At 45.7% G+C, this 18,673-nt stretch carries 23 protein-coding genes; 11 read left to right on the top strand and 12 right to left on the bottom strand.

Annotated features, from left to right (window positions below; genetic code table 11):
* The first annotated feature begins 10 nt into the window (after positions 1-10).
* Positions 11-1,213: a cofactor-independent phosphoglycerate mutase gene (locus VIS94_04180; protein HEY9160268.1), complete on the top strand. Its 1,203-nt coding sequence runs from the start codon at positions 11-13 to the stop codon at positions 1,211-1,213.
* Positions 1,214-1,234: 21 nt separating this feature from the next.
* Here VIS94_04180 and VIS94_04175 read toward each other — a convergent pair whose 3' ends face one another.
* The 3 genes from VIS94_04175 to VIS94_04165 form a co-directional block, all read right to left on the bottom strand.
* Positions 1,235-1,828 carry a YbhB/YbcL family Raf kinase inhibitor-like protein gene (locus VIS94_04175; protein HEY9160267.1) on the bottom strand — a complete coding sequence of 198 codons (594 nt, stop codon included), beginning with the start codon at positions 1,826-1,828 and terminating at the stop codon, positions 1,235-1,237.
* A gap of 15 nt (positions 1,829-1,843) precedes the next feature.
* Positions 1,844-2,659, bottom strand: coding sequence for an HDOD domain-containing protein (locus tag VIS94_04170; GenBank protein HEY9160266.1), 816 nt, complete (start codon positions 2,657-2,659; stop codon positions 1,844-1,846).
* 68 nt (positions 2,660-2,727) lie between these two features.
* The gene (locus tag VIS94_04165) at positions 2,728-5,472 is read right to left on the bottom strand and encodes a cation-translocating P-type ATPase (protein HEY9160265.1); all 2,745 of its coding nucleotides are present in this window, start codon (positions 5,470-5,472) and stop codon (positions 2,728-2,730) included.
* Positions 5,473-5,776: 304 nt separating this feature from the next.
* Here VIS94_04165 and VIS94_04160 point away from each other — a divergent pair, with 304 nt between their 5' ends.
* From VIS94_04160 to VIS94_04150, 3 genes are all read left to right on the top strand, one after another.
* Positions 5,777-5,953: a hypothetical protein gene (locus VIS94_04160; GenBank protein HEY9160264.1), complete on the top strand. Its 177-nt coding sequence runs from the start codon at positions 5,777-5,779 to the stop codon at positions 5,951-5,953.
* 26 nt (positions 5,954-5,979) lie between these two features.
* Complete coding sequence (locus tag VIS94_04155; protein HEY9160263.1) at positions 5,980-6,219, top strand: AtpZ/AtpI family protein; 240 nt, start codon at positions 5,980-5,982, stop codon at positions 6,217-6,219.
* A gap of 240 nt (positions 6,220-6,459) precedes the next feature.
* Positions 6,460-7,869, top strand: coding sequence for an amidophosphoribosyltransferase (locus VIS94_04150; GenBank protein HEY9160262.1), 1,410 nt, complete (start codon positions 6,460-6,462; stop codon positions 7,867-7,869).
* A 190-nt stretch (positions 7,870-8,059) separates the two neighbouring features.
* Here the strand turns inward: VIS94_04150 and secG are convergent, their stop codons facing one another.
* From secG to VIS94_04135, 3 genes are read right to left on the bottom strand one after another with little or no spacing between them, the layout of a single operon-like run.
* Positions 8,060-8,440 (bottom strand): preprotein translocase subunit SecG, encoded by a 381-nt coding sequence (secG, locus tag VIS94_04145; GenBank protein ID HEY9160261.1) that lies wholly within the window; start codon positions 8,438-8,440, stop codon positions 8,060-8,062.
* 20 nt (positions 8,441-8,460) lie between these two features.
* The gene (tpiA, locus tag VIS94_04140; protein ID HEY9160260.1) at positions 8,461-9,216 is read right to left on the bottom strand and encodes a triose-phosphate isomerase; all 756 of its coding nucleotides are present in this window, start codon (positions 9,214-9,216) and stop codon (positions 8,461-8,463) included.
* Between the two features lie 24 nt (positions 9,217-9,240).
* Positions 9,241-10,425, bottom strand: a complete 1,185-nt coding sequence (locus VIS94_04135; GenBank protein HEY9160259.1) for a phosphoglycerate kinase — start codon at positions 10,423-10,425, stop codon at positions 9,241-9,243.
* Between the two features lie 192 nt (positions 10,426-10,617).
* Between VIS94_04135 and VIS94_04130 the strand changes: the two genes are divergently transcribed.
* Positions 10,618-11,241, top strand: coding sequence for a hypothetical protein (locus VIS94_04130; GenBank protein ID HEY9160258.1), 624 nt, complete (start codon positions 10,618-10,620; stop codon positions 11,239-11,241).
* Here VIS94_04130 and VIS94_04125 read toward each other — a convergent pair.
* The 6 genes from VIS94_04125 to VIS94_04100 are packed head-to-tail and all read right to left on the bottom strand — an operon-like array spanning position 11,236 to position 14,694.
* On the bottom strand, positions 11,236-11,661 hold the full coding sequence (locus tag VIS94_04125; GenBank protein ID HEY9160257.1) for a 4Fe-4S binding protein: 426 nt from the start codon (positions 11,659-11,661) through the stop codon (positions 11,236-11,238). The genes VIS94_04130 and VIS94_04125 overlap by 6 nt on opposite strands.
* 20 nt (positions 11,662-11,681) lie before the next feature.
* The gene (locus tag VIS94_04120; protein HEY9160256.1) at positions 11,682-12,110 is read right to left on the bottom strand and encodes an ACT domain-containing protein; all 429 of its coding nucleotides are present in this window, start codon (positions 12,108-12,110) and stop codon (positions 11,682-11,684) included.
* Between the two features lie 2 nt (positions 12,111-12,112).
* Positions 12,113-12,643 carry a 2-oxoacid:acceptor oxidoreductase family protein gene (locus tag VIS94_04115; protein ID HEY9160255.1) on the bottom strand — a complete coding sequence of 177 codons (531 nt, stop codon included), beginning with the start codon at positions 12,641-12,643 and terminating at the stop codon, positions 12,113-12,115.
* Positions 12,644-12,671: 28 nt separating this feature from the next.
* Entirely contained in the window at positions 12,672-13,424 is a 753-nt protein-coding gene (locus VIS94_04110) for a thiamine pyrophosphate-dependent enzyme (GenBank protein ID HEY9160254.1), read from the bottom strand.
* Positions 13,425-14,489, bottom strand: coding sequence for a 3-methyl-2-oxobutanoate dehydrogenase subunit VorB (locus tag VIS94_04105; GenBank protein ID HEY9160253.1), 1,065 nt, complete (start codon positions 14,487-14,489; stop codon positions 13,425-13,427).
* Positions 14,479-14,694, bottom strand: coding sequence for a 4Fe-4S binding protein (locus tag VIS94_04100; protein HEY9160252.1), 216 nt, complete (start codon positions 14,692-14,694; stop codon positions 14,479-14,481). Before VIS94_04100 ends, VIS94_04105 begins: the two co-directional genes overlap by 11 nt.
* Positions 14,695-14,887: 193 nt before the next feature.
* On the opposite strand from VIS94_04100, the gene VIS94_04095 reads away from it, so the two are divergent.
* The 6 genes from VIS94_04095 (at position 14,888) to VIS94_04070 (ending at position 18,672) form a co-directional block, all read left to right on the top strand.
* The gene (locus VIS94_04095; GenBank protein ID HEY9160251.1) at positions 14,888-15,214 is read left to right on the top strand and encodes a hypothetical protein; all 327 of its coding nucleotides are present in this window, start codon (positions 14,888-14,890) and stop codon (positions 15,212-15,214) included.
* A gap of 68 nt (positions 15,215-15,282) precedes the next feature.
* Positions 15,283-15,657 (top strand): desulfoferrodoxin, encoded by a 375-nt coding sequence (locus tag VIS94_04090; GenBank protein HEY9160250.1) that lies wholly within the window; start codon positions 15,283-15,285, stop codon positions 15,655-15,657.
* Between the two features lie 23 nt (positions 15,658-15,680).
* A complete protein-coding gene (locus VIS94_04085; GenBank protein ID HEY9160249.1) occupies positions 15,681-16,205 on the top strand; it encodes a ferritin in 525 nt (174 codons plus the stop codon).
* Between the two features lie 29 nt (positions 16,206-16,234).
* Entirely contained in the window at positions 16,235-16,720 is a 486-nt protein-coding gene (locus VIS94_04080) for a ferritin family protein (GenBank protein HEY9160248.1), read from the top strand.
* A gap of 33 nt (positions 16,721-16,753) precedes the next feature.
* Entirely contained in the window at positions 16,754-17,956 is a 1,203-nt protein-coding gene (locus VIS94_04075; GenBank protein ID HEY9160247.1) for an FprA family A-type flavoprotein, read from the top strand.
* Complete coding sequence (locus tag VIS94_04070) at positions 17,956-18,672, top strand: flavin reductase (protein ID HEY9160246.1); 717 nt, start codon at positions 17,956-17,958, stop codon at positions 18,670-18,672. Before VIS94_04075 ends, VIS94_04070 begins: the two co-directional genes overlap by 1 nt.
* Position 18,673 lies beyond the last annotated feature (1 nt).

Raw genomic sequence — 18,673 nt, 5'->3', positions numbered from 1 at the left:
GGAGGCGGATGTGAAATATATTGTTATACTTGGCGATGGAATGGCCGACTATCCCATAGACTCGCTCGGCGGGAAAACACCTCTTGAGGCGGCGTCCACTCCGAATATAGACAAGCTTGCATCAAAATCGACGCTCGGCATGGCGAGAACGGTAAAGCCGGGATTTCCTCCGGGCAGTGACATCGCAAACATGGCAGTTCTTGGTCTTGATCCCACACTCTATTATACCGGGAGGGCTCCGATCGAAGCGGTAAGCATAGGGGTAACACTTGCGGAGGACGACACCGCATTCAGGATAAATTTCGTGACCCTTGGCAAGGGTGAAGACGGTCCTGTCATGGAAGACTATTCCGCTGGCCATATCTCTACCGAAGAGGCAGGCGTTCTGATCGACTATCTGAGGCCGGTAATCACAAAACATTCCGGGGTCAGTGTTTACCGCGGCGTTGAATACAGGCACCTGATGGTTATAAACGGATTTAACAACAGCGGCTTGAAGGCAACCCCTCCTCATGACATCACAGGAAAGGCTGTCATGCCTTATCTGCCCAATGACAAGCTTTTAAAAAACATCATTGACGAGTCGATATCAGCCCTCAAAGACCACCCTGTAAATCGTGCTCGCAGGGCAAAAAGCAAGCGAGAGGCAAGCGCGCTATGGCCATGGGGTGAGGGAAAAGGCATGAGGTGCCCCACTCTTATGGATGAATTCGGAATAAACGGGGCCATGATATCGGCAGTTGACCTGCTGAAGGGGCTCGGAAAACTCAGAGGCATGGAGGTGGTAAATGTCCCCGGGGCAACCGGATGGATAGATACCGACTATGAGGCAAAGGCTAATGCCGCGATAGATGCCTTGACCAGACATGATTTTGTATATGTCCATATCGAAGCACCTGATGAGGCCGGCCACGGCGGATATCTGAAGGAGAAGATAAAGGCGATTGAAGATATCGATTCAAGGGTAATGCCGATTGTCCTTGATGGCCTCAACGCAATGAAAGAACCTTACAGACTTCTTTTCATGCCGGACCACCCGACCCCTATAGCAAAGAAAACCCATACGCCTGAGCCTGTGCCGTTTCTCCTCTACGACAGCAGAAAGAACATGTCTGCGCCTAAAAGGTTTACAGAGAAAGACGCGCTGGCATCAGGCCTGTTCATGGAAGACGGATATACTATCCTTAAAATGCTTCTCGGGGTTGCAAGTTAGAAAAGTCTGCGGGTCATACTTTTAATCCCTCTTTTTCAGTCCCGTAAGTAAAGCCTTGCCTAGGATATGGCCTGACATGGCCTTTTGAAGATATTCCCTGCTGACCCCTGTTTGCAGATTAATTTCCGAATCAAGGGCATAAAGCGTTAAGATATACCTGTGGGTTCTGCCGTCGGAAGGCGGGCAGGGACCGGCATATCCAATGCCTCCAAAGCTGTTTGCACCTTTAAGCCCTGCATCAGGACCGCCCTTCGCCTCATCAAGTCTCATTACACCGGGCGGGATATTGAACTGAACCCAGTGCGTCCAGTCGCCTCCGTCAGGGTCATGCATAATAATGGCAAGGCTCTTAGTCCCGGCAGGCACACCTTTCCAGACAAGGGTCGGCGAATAGTTATCTCCCGAACACTGTGGCTTCATGTTATATGAGTACTTTTCCGGAATTGTCTGTGAATTCCCGAAAGAGAGGCTGCTCAGGCTGAAACCCGGTTTACCTTCTATTGTCCGAGGTTTGTTCGGCTCCCGGCTGACCTGCCCGCAATAAGCATCAGTATGCCATGTAATAAGAAAAGCAAGGCAGAGAACAAACAGACTCAATATATTGTTTCTGATCATAGAGTCCTTCTCCTTTCATCTTAACGCCGCATAAAACGGCCTCAACCTCTCGACCTCTATATCCATCCTGTCGGCCAGATACACCATGTCCTTTGCACCAAAATCCTTTTTCACATCCTGAACAGGCAAAAGCAATTCCTGTTCTGCCATAGGAAAAGTGAGCCCCTTGAACGGCGTAAGACCTTTTATATTGCAGATAATATCGGCGATATGGATTATGGAGGCCAGCAAAGGGGCCTGCCCCTTCTCAGGACTTTTATGATGATATAAAACCGCATTTATGGTGTTAACATCGAAACCTGCCCTTTCTAGAACCGCTGCGCCGGTTTCCGAATGCGTTACTTCAAAGATAATGGCTTCAAGCCTATGGTATCCCAGAAGATTCTCCGGATCGTTCAGCTCCCGGATGAACTTTTCAAAAGTGTCAGTCATGAATAATGACATGAACACCTTGCCGATATCGTGAACAAGTCCTGCAAGAAATATTTCAGCACTCAGCTTCATTTTCAGATGCATGGAAATAAGGACAGCGGCCGTTCCCACCGCACTTCCGTGGGCAATAACCTTTTCAGAAAGACTTGACCTGTCCGATGCGAACATCTCATATACGGCATGACATCTTGCAACAGCCATTACCTCTTTAAATCCGATGGCCTGAACCGCCTGAATAGTACTGGCTGCCCTTTTCGAAAGATTGTAAAAAGGAGAATTAGCCGCATTAATTATGACACCGGACAAATCGGGGCTACTGTCGATAATCTCGCATAAATCCCGGGCTGATGCTTTAGGGTCGGCAATAAGGCCTTCAATTCCGGATATATATTCAGGCATTTGAAGGTTATTTCCGGCTTCATCAATTGTGTTATAAACAGTCTGCCTTGATTTATCGATATTCATGGCTATTTTATACCAGTTTTTCTGGCATCTCTCAGCCTGAACAGCCACTTCTCAAATTCGACGGCAAAAAAGATTACAGTACTCAGCAACAGGCTTACCAGCAGATCAACCGGCCCCAGGGCAACCGTCTTGAATATATTCTGAAGGAAAGGCACATATATAAGAACAAGCTGTAGAAGAATCGTAGCCATCACTGCTGCAAGCAGAGGCTTGTTTGACATGAGCCCTATCGTAAACAGCGATTTCCTTTCAGACCGGATCGCCAAGACATGCGCCATCTGTGTAAGGGTCAGGGTAGTAAAGACCATTGTCTGCCATTCAGGATTGTTTGTGCTGAATCCCCAATAGCCCATTCCCACGCATATTATCGCCATTAATACGCCTACCCATAATATATGAAAGCCGATGCCACGCGCAAAAATGCTCTCATTCGATGGATAAGGCGGCCGCTTCATGATATCGGAATCAGCAGGTTCGACACCCAGTGCAAGTGCAGGCAAACCATCGGTTACCAGATTCATCCAGAGTATCTGCAGAGGAAGCAGCGGGAGCGGCATTCCAAAAAAAGGTGCGGAAATCATTACCATCAGCTCACCGGAATTGGTTGCCATAAGATATTTGAAAAATTTTCTTATATTATCATAAATGGCACGGCCTTCTTCGGCTGCGGCCACGATCGTGGCGAAATTATCATCCAGCAGCACCATGTCCGAGGCCTCTTTAGAGACATCGGTCCCGGTAATGCCCATCGCCACCCCGATATCCGCCTTTTTGAGCGCAGGTGCATCGTTTACCCCATCGCCGGTCATGGCCACTATATGACCCTTGTCCTGAAGCGCCTTTACTATATTAAGCTTGTGTTCAGGAGATACCCTTGCATAGACCGAGACATCCTCGACAACGTTTTCCAGATCCTCAATCGACATGCCTGCAAGTTCCCGGCCCGTAATAATCCTGCCGCCATCATAGATTCCCAGTTCCCTGGCAATATGAGCCGCTGTCAGAGGATGGTCGCCTGTTATCATCACAGGCCTTATTCCCGCGGTCTTGCAGGTATGAACAGATTCCTTAACCTCCTGCCTCGGCGGGTCGATCATCCCGATCATACCCACGAAAACCAGGTCTTTTTCAAGCTGATCCGGAGCAGGTTTTGCATCAAATGTTCTGTAGGCAACACCCAGAACCCTCATGCCTTTACCCGCCATATTATTGTTTGCCGCCAGAATGCTTTCTCTGATTTTGGCATCGGCCGGCTCAACAACCCCATCGTTCAATACTGATGTGGTTCCGCCGAGAAGCTGGTCAACTGCTCCTTTCGTGAATGCGACAAATGAAGGCGCCCCTGCATTCGCATGCCAGTTTCTTAGCTCATCCATGATGGTATCTTTTGATGCAGCATGTACAGTTGTCATGCATTTGCGTTCCGAATCAAACGGCAGTTCAAGAACCCTCTGCATGTCTTTCTCCATCTCGGTCTTTGAAAGCCCGGCCTTCATCGCGGCAACGACAATTGCACCTTCTGTAGGGTCGCCGATTGCGCTTATATTGCCAGTAGATTTATCAATCCTCAGTTCCGCATCATTGCACAACGTCCCACCTGCTAGAAGAAGCGCCATGTTATGCACTTTTTCCATTGGTATATCCGGATCATCGAAATCAAGAATAGGGCCTGTTTTCTTCAGGTGTTCTGTAAAGTCAAGAGTGTGCCCGGCTACATCCAGCATGGTTACAGTCATGACATTTTCAGTAAGGGTTCCAGTTTTGTCGGAACATATGACAGTCACCGAGCCAAGCGTTTCAACAGCCGGCAGTTTACGGATGAGAGCCCTTCGCCTGAGCATGCGCTGCGCCCCTAGAGCAAGGGCTATCGTGACCACGGCGGGAAGCCCTTCCGGAACCGCCGCGACAGCCATGCTGACCGCGGTCAGGAACAGCTCCTTTATTGCACCTCTGCCCTCGGTAATCAGCCCTTCAATAAAAATTATACATACAAGGATGGCGGCCAGAAGCGCAAGTTTCTTGCCGATTTGGTCCAGTCTTTTCTGAAGAGGAGTCTGTTCACCGCCTACCTTCTGCAACATCGATGCAATATTGCCCAGCTCCGTTGACATGCCGGTGGCTGTCACAACCATCTGGCCCCGGCCGTATGTTACCACCGTGCCCATATATGCCATGTTTTTTCTGTCACCCAGAGGGATATTATCGCCTTCAACAATGTCTTCGTGCTTTTCAACTGGCTCGCTTTCTCCAGTAAGCGCAGCCTCTTGTACTCGCAGATTGGCTGATTCGATCAGCCTGCCGTCGGCTGGAATGAGATTGCCCGCCTCCAGAAGAACAATATCCCCGTGAACGATCTCAATAGATGGAATCTCTATCACATTTCCTTCGCGTTTGACTTTGATAGTGGGAACAGACATTCTTTTCAGGGCGGCCATGGCTTTTTCCGCCTTAAATTCCTGCTGAAAACCCAGTATCCCGTTCACGATGACGATAACCATTATGGCTATCGCATCAACATGCTCTCCAAGGAAAAAGGAAATGATAGCAGCTGCAATAAGAATCAGAACCATGAACGCCGTGAACTGTTCCCAAAGTATGACAAAGGGACTTTTTGTCCCCTGTTCTTTAAGTTCATTCGGACCGTCTTCTTGAAGACGCCTTGCAGCATCATCCGTGGACAGGCCGTTTATTGTAGTTTTCAGCTCATCAAGCACCGATGGTGTCTTTAATGAATACCAGTTTGTCAAAAAGCACCTCCCGACGGCTTATAATTAATTATTTTATATGCATTTGCTGTACGGCTTCATTAAAGTCAATCTTTTAAAGATTCACATTCTTGACACCATGTCATGACAGAATGAAAGCATGCTCAGGCCGATTGACAAATTGTCACATACTCAAAGCAAGAGTACCAGATATTTTGTCATTGTGGCATCAAACGTTTTTTACTCCTATTATTATCCCTGTAATAACAGTATGTTATGGGCACCCGAAATCTGGCACGATCGTTGCTGCATAATGATCAATCAAACAAAAGAAAGGAGATTCAAGATGCTTACACTTTGGATAGTAATCGGATGCTTATTCATGACGGGGATCGGAATCAGGTTCACATACAAGGTTCTCGGACTCAAGCCGGCGGAAGCTGCAGCAGTATATGCGCTTATCATCATGCTGATTGCTGTAAACACAGCCCCTGCAAGACAGCTTATCGCATTTCTCTTCTAAAGGACAATATGGATTAAGAGGGTGTCATGAAAAAGAATAAAAAAGAAAAGATCCCAAGGGAACTGATGCAGAAGATAACAAGAATCAGCGCGCACGGTCTGGTACTGGTTGTTGTGACTTTTCTCGGGCTTTATCTGGGAATGTACATTGACAAGGTAACCGGTCTGACACCCAACTTCACTTTCCTTTTCCTTATAGTCGGTATAATTCTGGGTTTCAAAGGCTTCATTCAGGAGGCTATTACGGAAAGGAGGGCAAAAAGATGATATTCACAGCGATAGGAATAATAGCCTTTCTGGCAATCACTGTACGGTTCGCTTTCAGACAGAATCAAGTCATGCACGGTGAAATACAGCATCGCAAATCATATAGGATGCCTTAAAAAGATATCCGCCGTCATTTAATTCAAATCACCGATAAAGACTTATCACTTGTACTGACCTCTTTTCTCTGACATAAATATCTCGTCTTTTATACCTGTAATCAAATATACACATGGAGGAAACATGGGCGGATTCTTCGGAGTTGCTTCAAAAGACGATTGCGTTAAAGAATTGTTCTATGGAACCGATTATCATTCTCATCTTGGAACAATGAGGGGCGGCATGGCAGTCCTGAAAGGCCGCTCATTCAAAAGATCCATCCACAACATCGAAAATGCCTATTTCAGAAACAAGTTCGAACCGGACTTGTCAGAATTTGAGGGTAACATGGGAATCGGTGTCATAAGCGATACTGATGCCCAGCCTCTGGTGCTGAATTCTCATCTGGGAAGGTTCGGTATTGTGACGGTATCGAAGATTAACAATACGACGGAACTCTCCGAACTGGCTTTCAAACACAAAAACTATTTCACCGAAACATCAGGCGATGACATAAACCCGACCGAGCTTATAGCCGTAACCATATGCGAGCAAGGCTCATATGCGGAGGGACTTGCCTATGCGCAGGAGATGGTTAAAGGTTCATGCTCAATTCTTCTGCTTACTGAACATGGTATCTATGCCTCGCGTGATAAACTTGGGCGCACCCCGATTATAGTTGGCAGAAAAGATGGCGCCTATGCCGTCAGTTCTGAATCCAGCGCCTTTCTCAACCTTGGCTATATTGAGGAATACTGCCTCGGCCCCGGCGAGATCGTGCTTATAACTCCGGACGGCATTGAGCAAATAAAAGTACCGGGCGAAAAGATGCAGGTCTGCTCGTTTTTATGGGTTTATTATGGTTATCCGACTTCCAATTATGAAGGCATCAACGTGGAATATGTACGTTACCGTTGCGGGAATGCGCTGGGGCGAAATGACAGCATGCCGGCTGACATCGTTTCGGGAATACCCGATTCGGGAATCGGCCATGCAATAGGCTATGCAAACGAACGCCATATCGCATACATGAGACCTTATGTAAAATACACACCCACCTGGCCCAGGAGCTTTATGCCCCAAAATCAGGAAATGCGAGATCTGGTGGCCAGGATGAAGCTTATTCCAAACAGGGCGCTTATTGAAGGCAAACGGCTTGTATTCTGCGATGATTCGATCGTGAGGGGCACACAGCTTAAAGACAATGTCCAGATACTTTACAGCTGCGGCGCGTCCGAGATTCATATGCGTGTTGCCTGTCCGCCTCTTGTCTATCCCTGTGAATTTCTGAATTTCTCTCGTTCGCGTTCCTCTCTTGATCTAGCCAGCAGAACTGCAATGAAAGAACTTGGAATCGATCCCGAAAAATGCGACTGCCTTGATCAATATGCTGATGCGGATTCAGAGAAATATGCGGAAATGGTTGAATGCATTAGAAAGAGACTCAAGCTGACTACCTTAAAATATCAGCGTCTTGACGATCTGGTTGATGCAATTGGATTGCCCAAAGATAAACTCTGCACGCATTGCTGGGATGGCTCCAGCTACATGTAGACTACCTTATGGACATGAAGCGAATGAAAATTATTAACAACAATTCAGTTGAAAGACTTGCCAGATATCACAAAGTCTGGATCAGGCTTGCACAAGACAGCTGATTTCAGGGAAGAGATAAAAACTAGTATCAAATTCAATCACAAGGTTTGGTCATTAAGACCAAACCTTGTGATATTTTATCAGGTTGTTATTTTGAAGGAGATGGTGACTGCTGAGGTGATGCTGGCTGTGCTGGCTTTGCCTGCTGAGCGGGTGATGCAGTAGCAGCAGGAACAGCCGGCTTCCCTGCAGGAGCCGGTACAGTCTGTGCAGCTTTTGGTTTTGGAGATGAGGTCATAACGCTTGTAGAAGGCTTTGCTTTAACAACATAGCCAAGAAGCAGTGAGTTCACCATAAAAAGAACCACAAGAACTATGGTGGCCTTCTTGATAAAATCCATTGGCCCGGCAGTTCCAAAAAGTGCCTGTGAACCGCTCCCTCCGAATACCGCCCCGAGATCGGAACCTTTTCCCGCCTGAAGCAGAATCGAGATGATTAAAAAAACTGCGACCAGAATGTGTATTGTCAATAAAACTCCATACATAATAGTTAACTCCTGTATTTTACTATGCGCACGAAAGAATCAGCCTTCAGGCTTGCACCACCCACAAGCGCACCGTCAATATCTTTTTGTGCCATCAGCATGTCTATATTTTCAGGCTTCACACTGCCGCCATACAGAATAGGAATGCTTCCAGATGCCTCACTTCCAAACATATCTGACAGGATTGACCTGATATATGAATGTACTTCCTGTGCAATCTCTGGTGTGGCAGTCTTTCCGGTCCCTATTGCCCATACAGGCTCATAGGCAACAACAAGCCTTAGAACATCTCCACCGGCAAGCCCCTTTAGCCCATTTTTTACCTGTGTGTCAATAACATTGAATGTAGATCCGCTTTCACGCTGATTGAGTGTCTCACCAATGCATACAATCGGCATGAGCCCGCTCTTCAGCGCAGCAAAAAGTCTTTTATTGACTGTCTCGTCTGTTTCACAAAAATACTGCCTTCTCTCGGAGTGGCCTATAATGACATAGCTTGCCCCTGCAGATTTAAGCATGGGACCGCTTATTTCTGCAGTGAAAGCACCTTCATCTTCCCAGAAAAGATTCTGTCCGCCTATTTTTACTGGCGACCCTGCAAATAACTCAACCAGGGTTCTGATATGTATGAACGGGGGACATATGACTATTTCTCTGTCATCTATTGCCGTAACCATATCTTTGAATTCTGATGCAAAGGTTTTCACTTCACTCAGTGATTTATACATCTTCCAGTTGCCGGCAATCACCTTTTTTCTCATATCTTTTCCCTCCGGGAATAATGTTTATTTGTCCAGAACCGCTACACCAGGCAGCACTTTTCCTTCAAGCATTTCGAGAAATGCCCCACCAGCAGTGGAAACAAAACCGACCTTGTCATAGTTGCCGCTTTTATGCAATGCAGCATCAGTATCTCCGCCGCCTACTATTGTAAATCCCTTTGACGAACCAATTGCCTGCGCGATTTTCATGGTTCCTTCAGAAAATTCTTTTATTTCAAAGACTCCCATAGGACCATTCCAGACAATTGTCTGGCAGTCAGCCATTGCCTCACAGTAGAGAAGCCGGGAGGCCGGCCCGATATCAAGACCCATAAGGTCTTCGGGATGCTCTTGAGCTGTCTTTATATAAACCGGGATGCCTTGCTTTAATTCCGCTGCACACACACTATCCACAGGCAGATAAATCTTAACGCCCTTGGATCCCGCTTTTTCAATAATAGATTTAGCCGTATCAATCAGATCCTGCTCGACAATGGATTTGCCGACATTGAAACCAACAGCCTTAAGAAAAGTATAAGCCATTCCTCCCCCGATTATAAGCTTGTCAACCTTGTCCAGTAGGTTTTCAAGCACCTCGAGTTTGCCGGAAACCTTTGCACCTCCGATTACCGCTGCAAAAGGTCTTTTTATATCTTTGAGAACCCTGTTTATATAATTGACTTCATCAAGCATTAAAAATCCTGCCGCAGTATCGTTTATGTAACTGCAGACACCAGAGTTGGATGCATGCGCCCTGTGTGCAGTTGCAAAGGCATCATTGACATAGCAGTCCGCAAAACTGGCAAGCTGTTTCGAGAATTCAGGATCATTCTTCTCTTCCTCCGGGTGAAAGCGCAGATTCTCAAGCAGCAGCACCTCGCCAGGTTTCAACACCTCAACCATCTCCCTGACATTCGGTCCTATACAGTCAGGCGCCATATTCACGCTTATTCCAAGGAGCTCGGATAGCCTCCTGGCCACAGGCATAAGACTTTGAGATTTAACAACCTTTCCCTTAGGTCTCCCGAGATGCGACATCACAATAACTTTTGCTCCGGAATCAACTGCGTACTTGATTGTTGGTATAGCAGCCCTGATACGGGAATCATCAGTAATTTTACATGTTTCATCCAGCGGTACATTAAAATCAACCCTGATAAGAACTCTTTTGCCTTTAATCTCAATATCCTTTATGGACTTGATTGCCATTAACATACCTCCTTGGCAGGATGAGCGTTTGATTTAAAACAGGTTTGTTTTTTTCTTATCATAAAAATTAACGAAAATACAGGCTGGACAGCTGTTGACAAAGCGTTTTCCCGTCCCCTTTACTATTGAATATTATCGTGTATATAATCAGCGATACTATAAGTCAACGGTATTTCAGGCTGGTGGGATAATATGTCAACAATAAATGTAGTTTCAGGGAAATTCGGTCTGCTTGTTCATAATCTTATCAAAGGAAACTTGAACAGGGCCCATAAACTCTCGAAGCGGGCATTGGAAAATTCCGGAAGATACGGCATGAATATATGCATGCAGGATGTTATTGAAGAGCTGGCTAATGAACAGGCCTTCAAAAGCGGTATCGTAAATTCACCTTCAATTTTTCCCGGTATGGGGACATTGATATCTTTTCTTCTGCTGGGAACTGAAAACTTCCTTATCCTTGAGCAAGGCGTAAAACTCTCCCTGATTCTGCTTTTGATGAACGGATATGAGAAAGGTGATGACAATCTTGAGGAAGAGATCTTAAGGATTCTCGGCAATGCATATGAACTGGCGGATGATATAGATACGGCAGATATTTCAACAATAACGGAACAATATGTAACCCGCGTTCTGCCTCCAAAATATCTTAGCAAGGGATTCAACAAATTGGTCTCAAAAATTTTTCCGACAAAAAACAGGTTTCTGAAACTTCTGCCTGTTTTCGGAATCTTCTATGCTGCATACGAAGGATACTCGATGACCGTAAAGGTTGGACAGGTAGCTCTTAAAAGAATAAAAAAAGGGGACTTATAATGTCCTTGCCAGATATATCGCTTCCTGTGGGCAGGCATCACTGCAAATGCCGCACCCGACACAGTTTTTTTCATCAGCCAGTTGTGCACTTGACTTGATTGTTTTTGGAAAGTCCTCGGGTTCGGTCAGGACAAGGCAATCAAACGGGCACATATCAACACAAATACTGCAGGCAGAACATATGGAGCGAATAACAACAGGTTTGGGCCATTCAGATCTTTTAAGCTTTTCGCAGTATCTGCCTTTCGAATCCTGAACAGTTTCTGCGGTAGGGCATATTCTTCCGCAAACGCCGCATTCAATACACTTGTTCTTATCTATTGTATGCTGCAGTTTTTTTTCACCTGAAATCGCTTCAGTAGGACAAAGCTTTTTACACGCCCCGCAACCTTTACAGTTTTCAGTTATCGTGTATGCCATTAAACATTCCCGTTAAGATATTAAAGCTTATAGACGCTTTTATCCCAGACCTTGACCCAGTTATGATTTAGAACATCTGTCGCTTTCTTGATATGGTCAACTTCCATAATCATGATCGGATTGGCGGCCCTGCCTATATACGGGTATGCAGTTATGACATTAATACTCGCATCCCTCAGCGGTTTGAGAACTGCATTCATGCCGCCAGGGTGGTCAGGCATTTCAACAGCCAGAATCTCATGTTCGGTGTATTCAATACCTCTTGCTTTCAGGGCATCCTTCGCCCTCTTGGGATCATCGACAACAATGCAAATGTTGCTGGCATCGCTTGCCATATGACTTACACTGATAGCTCTAATATTAACACCCTGTTCACCGAGAATTTCACTGAGGTTTGAAAGCATTCCGGATTTATTTTCCATTTTTATTCGAAACTGTTTTACTGACATTCTTAGTTCCCCTTTGAAAATAAATTATTTCCGGTCTTTATGGCATCGATATTTTTATCTTTAAACCTCGCTTTTCCCTTTCCAAGGATATCGGCCATATTATCAATGATTGACGATATCTTGATTATATGCGTATGCCCTACGAATGCGCCAAGCATGATCATATTTGAATATCTGAGTCCGACAGATGACAATGCAATATCATTAACTGGGACATCAACAACCTCGATATCGTTCCTGATCGGCCTGTCCGTAACCATATTACTGTTAAGGAACAGAATTCCTCCCGGTACGATCCGGTTCTGAAGCCTGAATAATGATTGATTGTCCATTATTACCAGGTAATCGGGTTCGGAGGAAACAGGAGAAGCTATTTCTTCATCATTGGAAATGGCTATGGTACAGGATGCTATTCCTCCCCTCATTTCCGCGCCATAAGAAGGTAGATAAGTAACATGCTGCCCTTCCTCCATTGCGGCCCATGCGAGGCAGATACCTGAGAATAATATGCCTTGTCCCCCAATACCGCTCATGATGGTCTTGGTAATCATATCAGTTGTTTTAAGCCTTCCTGCTTTTAGTAATATCCTTCAATACCCCGGGATTAAATTCCTTTTCCATAACATCTTCGAGATACTTAAACGCCTCAAGGGCATTAACCTTCCAGTTGGTCGGGCATGGTGAAAGAATTTCCACGAGAGAAAAACCAATACCCTGCTGCTGGATTTCCAAAGCCTTTTTAATCGATTTTTTAGTAGCATTGACCTTCGCGGGAGTGGCTAATGAATTCCTTGCCACATAAGCGGCACCGTCAAGCTGTGCTATAAGTTCGGTTATTTTCAAGGGATACCCTTCAACTCTGGCGCTTCTGCCTGCAGGAGACGTCGTGGTCTTCTGCCCTAGTATTGTCGTGGGCGCCATCTGGCCTCCGGTCATACCGTAAACGGCATTGTTGACAAATATGCTTGTTATAAGCTCGCCCCTGTTTGCCGCATGCAGCGTTTCAGCAGTACCTATTGCCGATATGTCGCCGTCTCCCTGATATGTAAAAACCATTAGAGAAGGATTTGCCCTTTTAAGGCCTGTTGCGACAGCACACCCTCTTCCATGTGCAGCTTCCACCATGTCGATATCAAAATAATCATAGGCAAGAACCGCACATCCGCATGGCGGCACGCAGACGATGTTCTCCCTCAAGTTCATTTCGTCGATCAGTTCACCAATGAGTCTGTGAATTATCGAATGCCCGCACCCCGGACAATAATGGAATGGCGCCGGTTTCATGCAAGCTGGCCTTGAAAATATCTTCTCCACCTACAGCTCCTTCTGCAGCCACAACCTCTCGATGATTCTCTCTATCTCCTTAGGTTGCGGTATTACACCACCCGGCCTGCCGTAGAACTCACATTCAATCCTGTTTCCGACAGCCAGTTTCACGTCATCAATCATCTGCCCGGTGCTCATCTCAAATACAAGGAACAGTTTTGCTTTTTTAGCGACCTCAAGCAATGCGCTGTCAGGAAACGGCCATAATGTCACCGGCCTGAAAATACCTACCTGCAGCCCTCCTGCCCTTGCCCTTTTAACCGCGCCCTTTGCAATCCTGGCAGCTGTTCCATATGCAACTACTACAAGCTTTGCATCGTCTGTCATGTATTCTTCACAACGAGGAAGTTCCTGCCTCATCAGGTCGTATTTCCGCTTCAATTTCCAATTCTGCTCTTCCATGCCTCTTGCATTAAGGATGAGCGATTTAAGCACCCTCCCGTGTCTTCCTCTGGCGCCATCGAGTATATAGTCTTTTTCAGGAAGTTCCACTTCGGGCTTTTCATGAATGACAATTGGCTCCATCATCTGTCCCATCATCCCGTCTCCAAGTATCAGCACCGGAGATCGGAATTTATCGGCAATATCAAAAGCATCCATGGTAAGATCGTACAGTTCCTGAATTGAGCCCGGGGCAATTACAGGCATTCTGTAGTCGCCATGGCCTCCCCCGCGGGTTGCCTGATAATAGTCACCCTGGTTTGGTGCAATGTTGCCCAGGCCAGGGCCACCCCGCATTATGTTCACAATGACCGCCGGCAATTCCTGCGTGGCAAGAAATGACAGACATTCCTGCTTCAGGCTTATTCCCGGAGAAGATGAAGATGTCATTGTCCTGACCCCTGCAGCTACAGCTCCATGAACCATATTTATCGAGGCAATCTCGCTCTCACCCTGAAGAAAAACACCGCCGACCTCGGGCATTCTTCTTGCCATGTATTCAGGTATTTCGTTCTGAGGGGTAATCGGATAGCCGAAATAACATCTGCAACCCGCTCTTATTGCAGCTTCGGCAATCGCATCCGTACCTTTCATCAGCACCTTATCGCTCACGGTAAACCTCGATAGCTATTTCAGGGCACATGATCGCACATAAACCGCATCCCCGGCAGGTCTTATTCTTGAATTCAGCCGGATGATAACCTTTGTAATTCATCTCAGCTGATATGATTATGGCCTTTTCAGGGCATACTGACATGCATAGCTCGCATTCTTTGCACAATGATCTGTCAATTTCTATTTTTCCAACTGCCGCCATTCTTTAAATCCGTCCTTATTTCACTTCAGAAAGAGTTTTTTATCATCAAAGATTAAATATGTACAGGCAGATTTTGGTTTTTTTATAATTGCAATTCCAAGATTGTCTTATAATTAAGTTTCATTCTATAATGAAAACGTTTTTGAGATGGATTGAAAGGAACCAGTGAAAGAATCGACGGGAGGACATCAGCATGAACAATGTCGAGAGAAGGGCATATGCAAGGAAAAACATGGACGACATTGCACTTGTTCATATCAACACGCCGAAAGGTTCCATCGAAAAATCCGCAAGAATTGATAATATAAGTCTTGGCGGAATCTGCTTGAAGAATATTTATACTGTTGAAAATGAAGACAAAGGACCCTATCTAGAAGGTGAACTTGCGGCTGTTTATTTTCGTTCAATCCCCATATCGGTATTTGGCACCGTATCAAGACAGGAGGCTGGTGGAAAGCTGATAGTAAAAATAAAACAGTCAACAGATGATAGCCTCTGGGAAAAAATTAATGTCTCATAATCTCTTGACATATAAATAGTTAGCTATTAATAAGAATTATTACTAATAAAAAACCAAGGAGGTGTCAAATGGCAAAAAGACTTGAGATCTACAAGTGTGAATTGTGCGGAAATATTGTTGAGGTTTTGCATGAAGGCAAAGGAGAACTCGTTTGCTGCCATCAGTCCATGAAACTCATTACTGAGAATACAGTTGATGCGGCAAAAGAAAAGCATGTACCCGTAATAGAAGTACTGGAACACGGGATCAAGGTGAAAGTAGGATCGGTTGCACATCCGATGGAAGAAAAACATTATATCGAATGGATCGAACTCATTGCAGATGGAAAAGCATACAGAGAATTCTTGAAGCCTGGAGATGCACCCGAAGCAGTATTCTGCATAGATGCAAAAGAGATTACCGCAAGGGAATACTGTAATCTTCACGGTCTCTGGAAAGCATAAGCACCTAAACAACGGGTGACGACATGATAAGTGAAAAGATGCAGGCTGCAATAAACTCTCAAATTAATGCCGAGTTGTACTCGGCATATCTTTACATTTCGATGAGCGCCCAGTTCCAGGCTATGAATTTAAAAGGCTTTGCCAACTGGATGAGAGTTCAGGCGCTGGAAGAGTTCACACATGCCGACAAATTCTACAATTTCCTTATCGACAGAGGAGGCAGGGTTGAACTCAAGGCTATTTCCGGTCCGCCTGTAAAGTGGGCATCGGCTCTTGCGATCTTTCAGGATACTTACAAACATGAACAGAAAGTGACAGGACTTATCAATAAACTGGTTGATCTTGCGATCAGGGAGAAAGACCATGCGACAAATACTTTCCTGCAATGGTTCGTCAACGAGCAGGTTGAGGAAGAGGCAAATGCAGACGGAATAGCACAGGAACTCCGCCTGATAGGCGATAATGGACACGGTATTCTTATGCTTGACCGCGAGCTTGCCCAAAGGGTATTTGTACCGCCTGTACAAGGGCAAAACACACAGGCTTAGCTGCAAAAATATTATTAAGAGGGGTAACCATGAAACTTTACTTTAACGCGGATGAAGTTTTCGAAATGGCTGAAGACATCGAAAGGCAGGGTGCGGCATTTTACTCAAAGGCAGCAGGTCTTTTCTCAGATTCGGATATAAAGAATATGCTTGAAGGCCTTTCCAAAATGGAAGTCGCTCATGAAAAGAAATTCAAGAAAATGCGCTCTGAGATACTGAGTGATGCATTCAAAGGCTATGACCCTGATGAGATGGCCACAGCATACATCCATGCCTTTACCGAAGGAAAGGTCTTTGCAAAAGGTTCGGATATGTGTGACGCATTGAGTGCAAAGTCAACTCTTTCCGAAATACTCAGGATGGCGATCGAGGCGGAGAAAAACTCAATTCTTTTTTACACTGGCATAAGAAAGGCTCTACCGGAAGCAAAATCAAAGAATGCAATAGAAGACATTATAGATGAAGAAATGAAACACATAGTCATGTTGAGCGACAAGCTCAAGTCAATAGCATAATCAAAAAAGCTGCAAAGAAAAGGGGATTTGACAATGCCTGGATTCAAGGCTGTTAAGATTACTGAAGATGTTTTCTGGGTGGGCGCCATCGACTGGAACATAAGAGACTTTCACGGGTACTCCACTCACAGGGGAAGCACATACAATGCCTACCTGATACTTGCGGACAAGATAACACTTGTTGATACCGTAAAAGCGCCTTTTAAAGAAGAGCTAATGAGCCGCATTTCTTCAGTAATCGATCCGAAAAAGATTGACATAATCATATCCAACCACACCGAAATGGATCACTCCGGATGCCTTTCGGAAATAATCAGGGAAACTGAGCCGGATAAGGTCTACGCCTCTGTAATGGGGGTAAAGGGATTAAATGAGCATTTCTCGATAGAAAAGGAAATAATCCCTCTCAAAAGCGGGGATGAACTAAGCCTCGGTAACATGACGCTTGCATTCACCGAAACACGAATGCTCCACTGGCCAGATTCCATGTTCAGCTATTTAAAGGAAAGAAAGCTCCTCTTTTCCCAGGATGCATTCGGTATGCATATGGCCAGCGATGAGCGCTTCGCGGATGAACTGCCTGCAGACCTGCTCGAATTCGAAGGGGCCACTTATTATGCAAATATTCTGCTTCCCTATTCGCAGCTTGTACTCAATCTGATTGAAAAACTAAAGGCGAGCGGGATGCAGCTTGAAACAGTTGCGCCCGATCACGGTCCCGTATGGAGAGGCCAGGGTATTTCACATATCATCGGCAGATATCAGGATTGGGCAACGCAGAAACCAACAATGAAGGCTGTCATCGTTTATGATACCATGTGGAAATCAACGGAAAAAATGGCCCGTGCAATAGAAGAAGGTCTTCTGGAAGGCGGAGCAAAGGTGAAATCGATTCACATGGGCGCATCGCATAGAAGCGATGTAGCCTTTGAACTGCTTGAGTCAGGGGCCTTTGTCGCAGGCGCCCCTACTTTGAACAACAACCTCTTCCCGTCCATGGCGGACGTTCTTACATATATTAAGGGTCTGAAGCCAAAAAATCTTGTTGGCGCGGCATTCGGCTCATACGGATGGAGCGGCGAGTCTGCTGCACAGGTTGATGCATACCTTAAAGAAATAGGCGTTGAAACAGTTGCAGAACCTCTGAAAATCAAGTGGGTGCCGAATGCTGAGGCAATTGAGAAATGCAGACAGCTCGGACTGGCAATCGCATCTAAAATGAAGGAGAAAATGTAATGGGTGAGATTAATTCAAAGGCACTCTGGGATATAAGCTATGGTCTGTATATTGTCACCAGCATATCCGGCGATAAGGCAAACGGTCAGATTGCAAACACCGCCTTCCAGGTAAGCAACAAGCCTGCAAAGGTCGCCGTAAGCATAAACAAGGAAAACCTTACGCATGAATACATCAAGGCAAGCGGTGTACTGGCCATATCAACACTTGAAGAGGACACACCTCTGCCTTTTATAGGCACATTCGGATTCAAGTCTGGCAGAGACATCGATAAATTGTCTCAGGCGAAATACTTCAAAGGCGAAACAGGCTGCCCCATTGTTACAGAAAACTGCCTCTCATGGATGGAAGGCAAGGTCATCGGTGAAGCCGATGCCGGCACTCACACGGTTTTCATTGTAGAAATTATTGGTTGCGATGTGCTGAAAAAAGGCAAACCACTTACATATGCCGTTTATCAGGATGTCAAGAAGGGAAAGGCGCCAAAGACGGCTCCTACATACAAGGGAGATGTCGCCAGGGAAGAAGAAAAACAAGAAATTAAAAAAGGAGAGAATATGCAGAAATACGTATGCGGAGTTTGCGGATATATCTATGACCCGGAAAAGGGAGATTCGGAAGGCGGAATCCCTGCAGGAACCCCGTTCGATAAACTGCCTGAAAGCTGGACCTGCCCTGTATGCGGTGCAAGCAAGGACGAATTTTCACCTGAATAGC

It is taken from the genome of Desulfomonilia bacterium (genome assembly GCA_036567785.1).
Lineage (GTDB): Bacteria > Desulfobacterota > Desulfomonilia > UBA1062 > UBA1062 > DATCTV01.
The sequence above is the reverse complement of the archived record's forward strand: the minus strand, read 5'-3'. Positions and strand labels throughout refer to the sequence as shown.

What these genes read in the sequence shown, in the direction of transcription:
- VIS94_04175 (HEY9160267.1), bottom strand. Translation starts at nt 1,828, where the DNA reads ATGATCAGAAACAATATATTGAGTCTGTTTGTTCTCTGCCTTGCTTTT.
- VIS94_04170 (HEY9160266.1), bottom strand. Translation starts at nt 2,659, where the DNA reads ATGCCTGAATATATATCCGGAATTGAAGGCCTTATTGCCGACCCTAAA.
- VIS94_04160 (HEY9160264.1), top strand. Translation starts at nt 5,777, where the DNA reads ATGCTTACACTTTGGATAGTAATCGGATGCTTATTCATGACGGGGATC.
- VIS94_04155 (HEY9160263.1), top strand. Translation starts at nt 5,980, where the DNA reads ATGAAAAAGAATAAAAAAGAAAAGATCCCAAGGGAACTGATGCAGAAG.
- VIS94_04150 (HEY9160262.1), top strand. Translation starts at nt 6,460, where the DNA reads ATGGGCGGATTCTTCGGAGTTGCTTCAAAAGACGATTGCGTTAAAGAA.
- tpiA (HEY9160260.1), bottom strand. Translation starts at nt 9,216, where the DNA reads ATGAGAAAAAAGGTGATTGCCGGCAACTGGAAGATGTATAAATCACTG.
- VIS94_04135 (HEY9160259.1), bottom strand. Translation starts at nt 10,425, where the DNA reads ATGGCAATCAAGTCCATAAAGGATATTGAGATTAAAGGCAAAAGAGTT.
- VIS94_04130 (HEY9160258.1), top strand. Translation starts at nt 10,618, where the DNA reads ATGTCAACAATAAATGTAGTTTCAGGGAAATTCGGTCTGCTTGTTCAT.
- VIS94_04125 (HEY9160257.1), bottom strand. Translation starts at nt 11,661, where the DNA reads ATGGCATACACGATAACTGAAAACTGTAAAGGTTGCGGGGCGTGTAAA.
- VIS94_04120 (HEY9160256.1), bottom strand. Translation starts at nt 12,110, where the DNA reads ATGTCAGTAAAACAGTTTCGAATAAAAATGGAAAATAAATCCGGAATG.
- VIS94_04115 (HEY9160255.1), bottom strand. Translation starts at nt 12,643, where the DNA reads ATGAGCGGTATTGGGGGACAAGGCATATTATTCTCAGGTATCTGCCTC.
- VIS94_04100 (HEY9160252.1), bottom strand. Translation starts at nt 14,694, where the DNA reads ATGGCGGCAGTTGGAAAAATAGAAATTGACAGATCATTGTGCAAAGAA.
- VIS94_04095 (HEY9160251.1), top strand. Translation starts at nt 14,888, where the DNA reads ATGAACAATGTCGAGAGAAGGGCATATGCAAGGAAAAACATGGACGAC.
- VIS94_04090 (HEY9160250.1), top strand. Translation starts at nt 15,283, where the DNA reads ATGGCAAAAAGACTTGAGATCTACAAGTGTGAATTGTGCGGAAATATT.
- VIS94_04085 (HEY9160249.1), top strand. Translation starts at nt 15,681, where the DNA reads ATGATAAGTGAAAAGATGCAGGCTGCAATAAACTCTCAAATTAATGCC.
- VIS94_04080 (HEY9160248.1), top strand. Translation starts at nt 16,235, where the DNA reads ATGAAACTTTACTTTAACGCGGATGAAGTTTTCGAAATGGCTGAAGAC.
- VIS94_04075 (HEY9160247.1), top strand. Translation starts at nt 16,754, where the DNA reads ATGCCTGGATTCAAGGCTGTTAAGATTACTGAAGATGTTTTCTGGGTG.
- VIS94_04070 (HEY9160246.1), top strand. Translation starts at nt 17,956, where the DNA reads ATGGGTGAGATTAATTCAAAGGCACTCTGGGATATAAGCTATGGTCTG.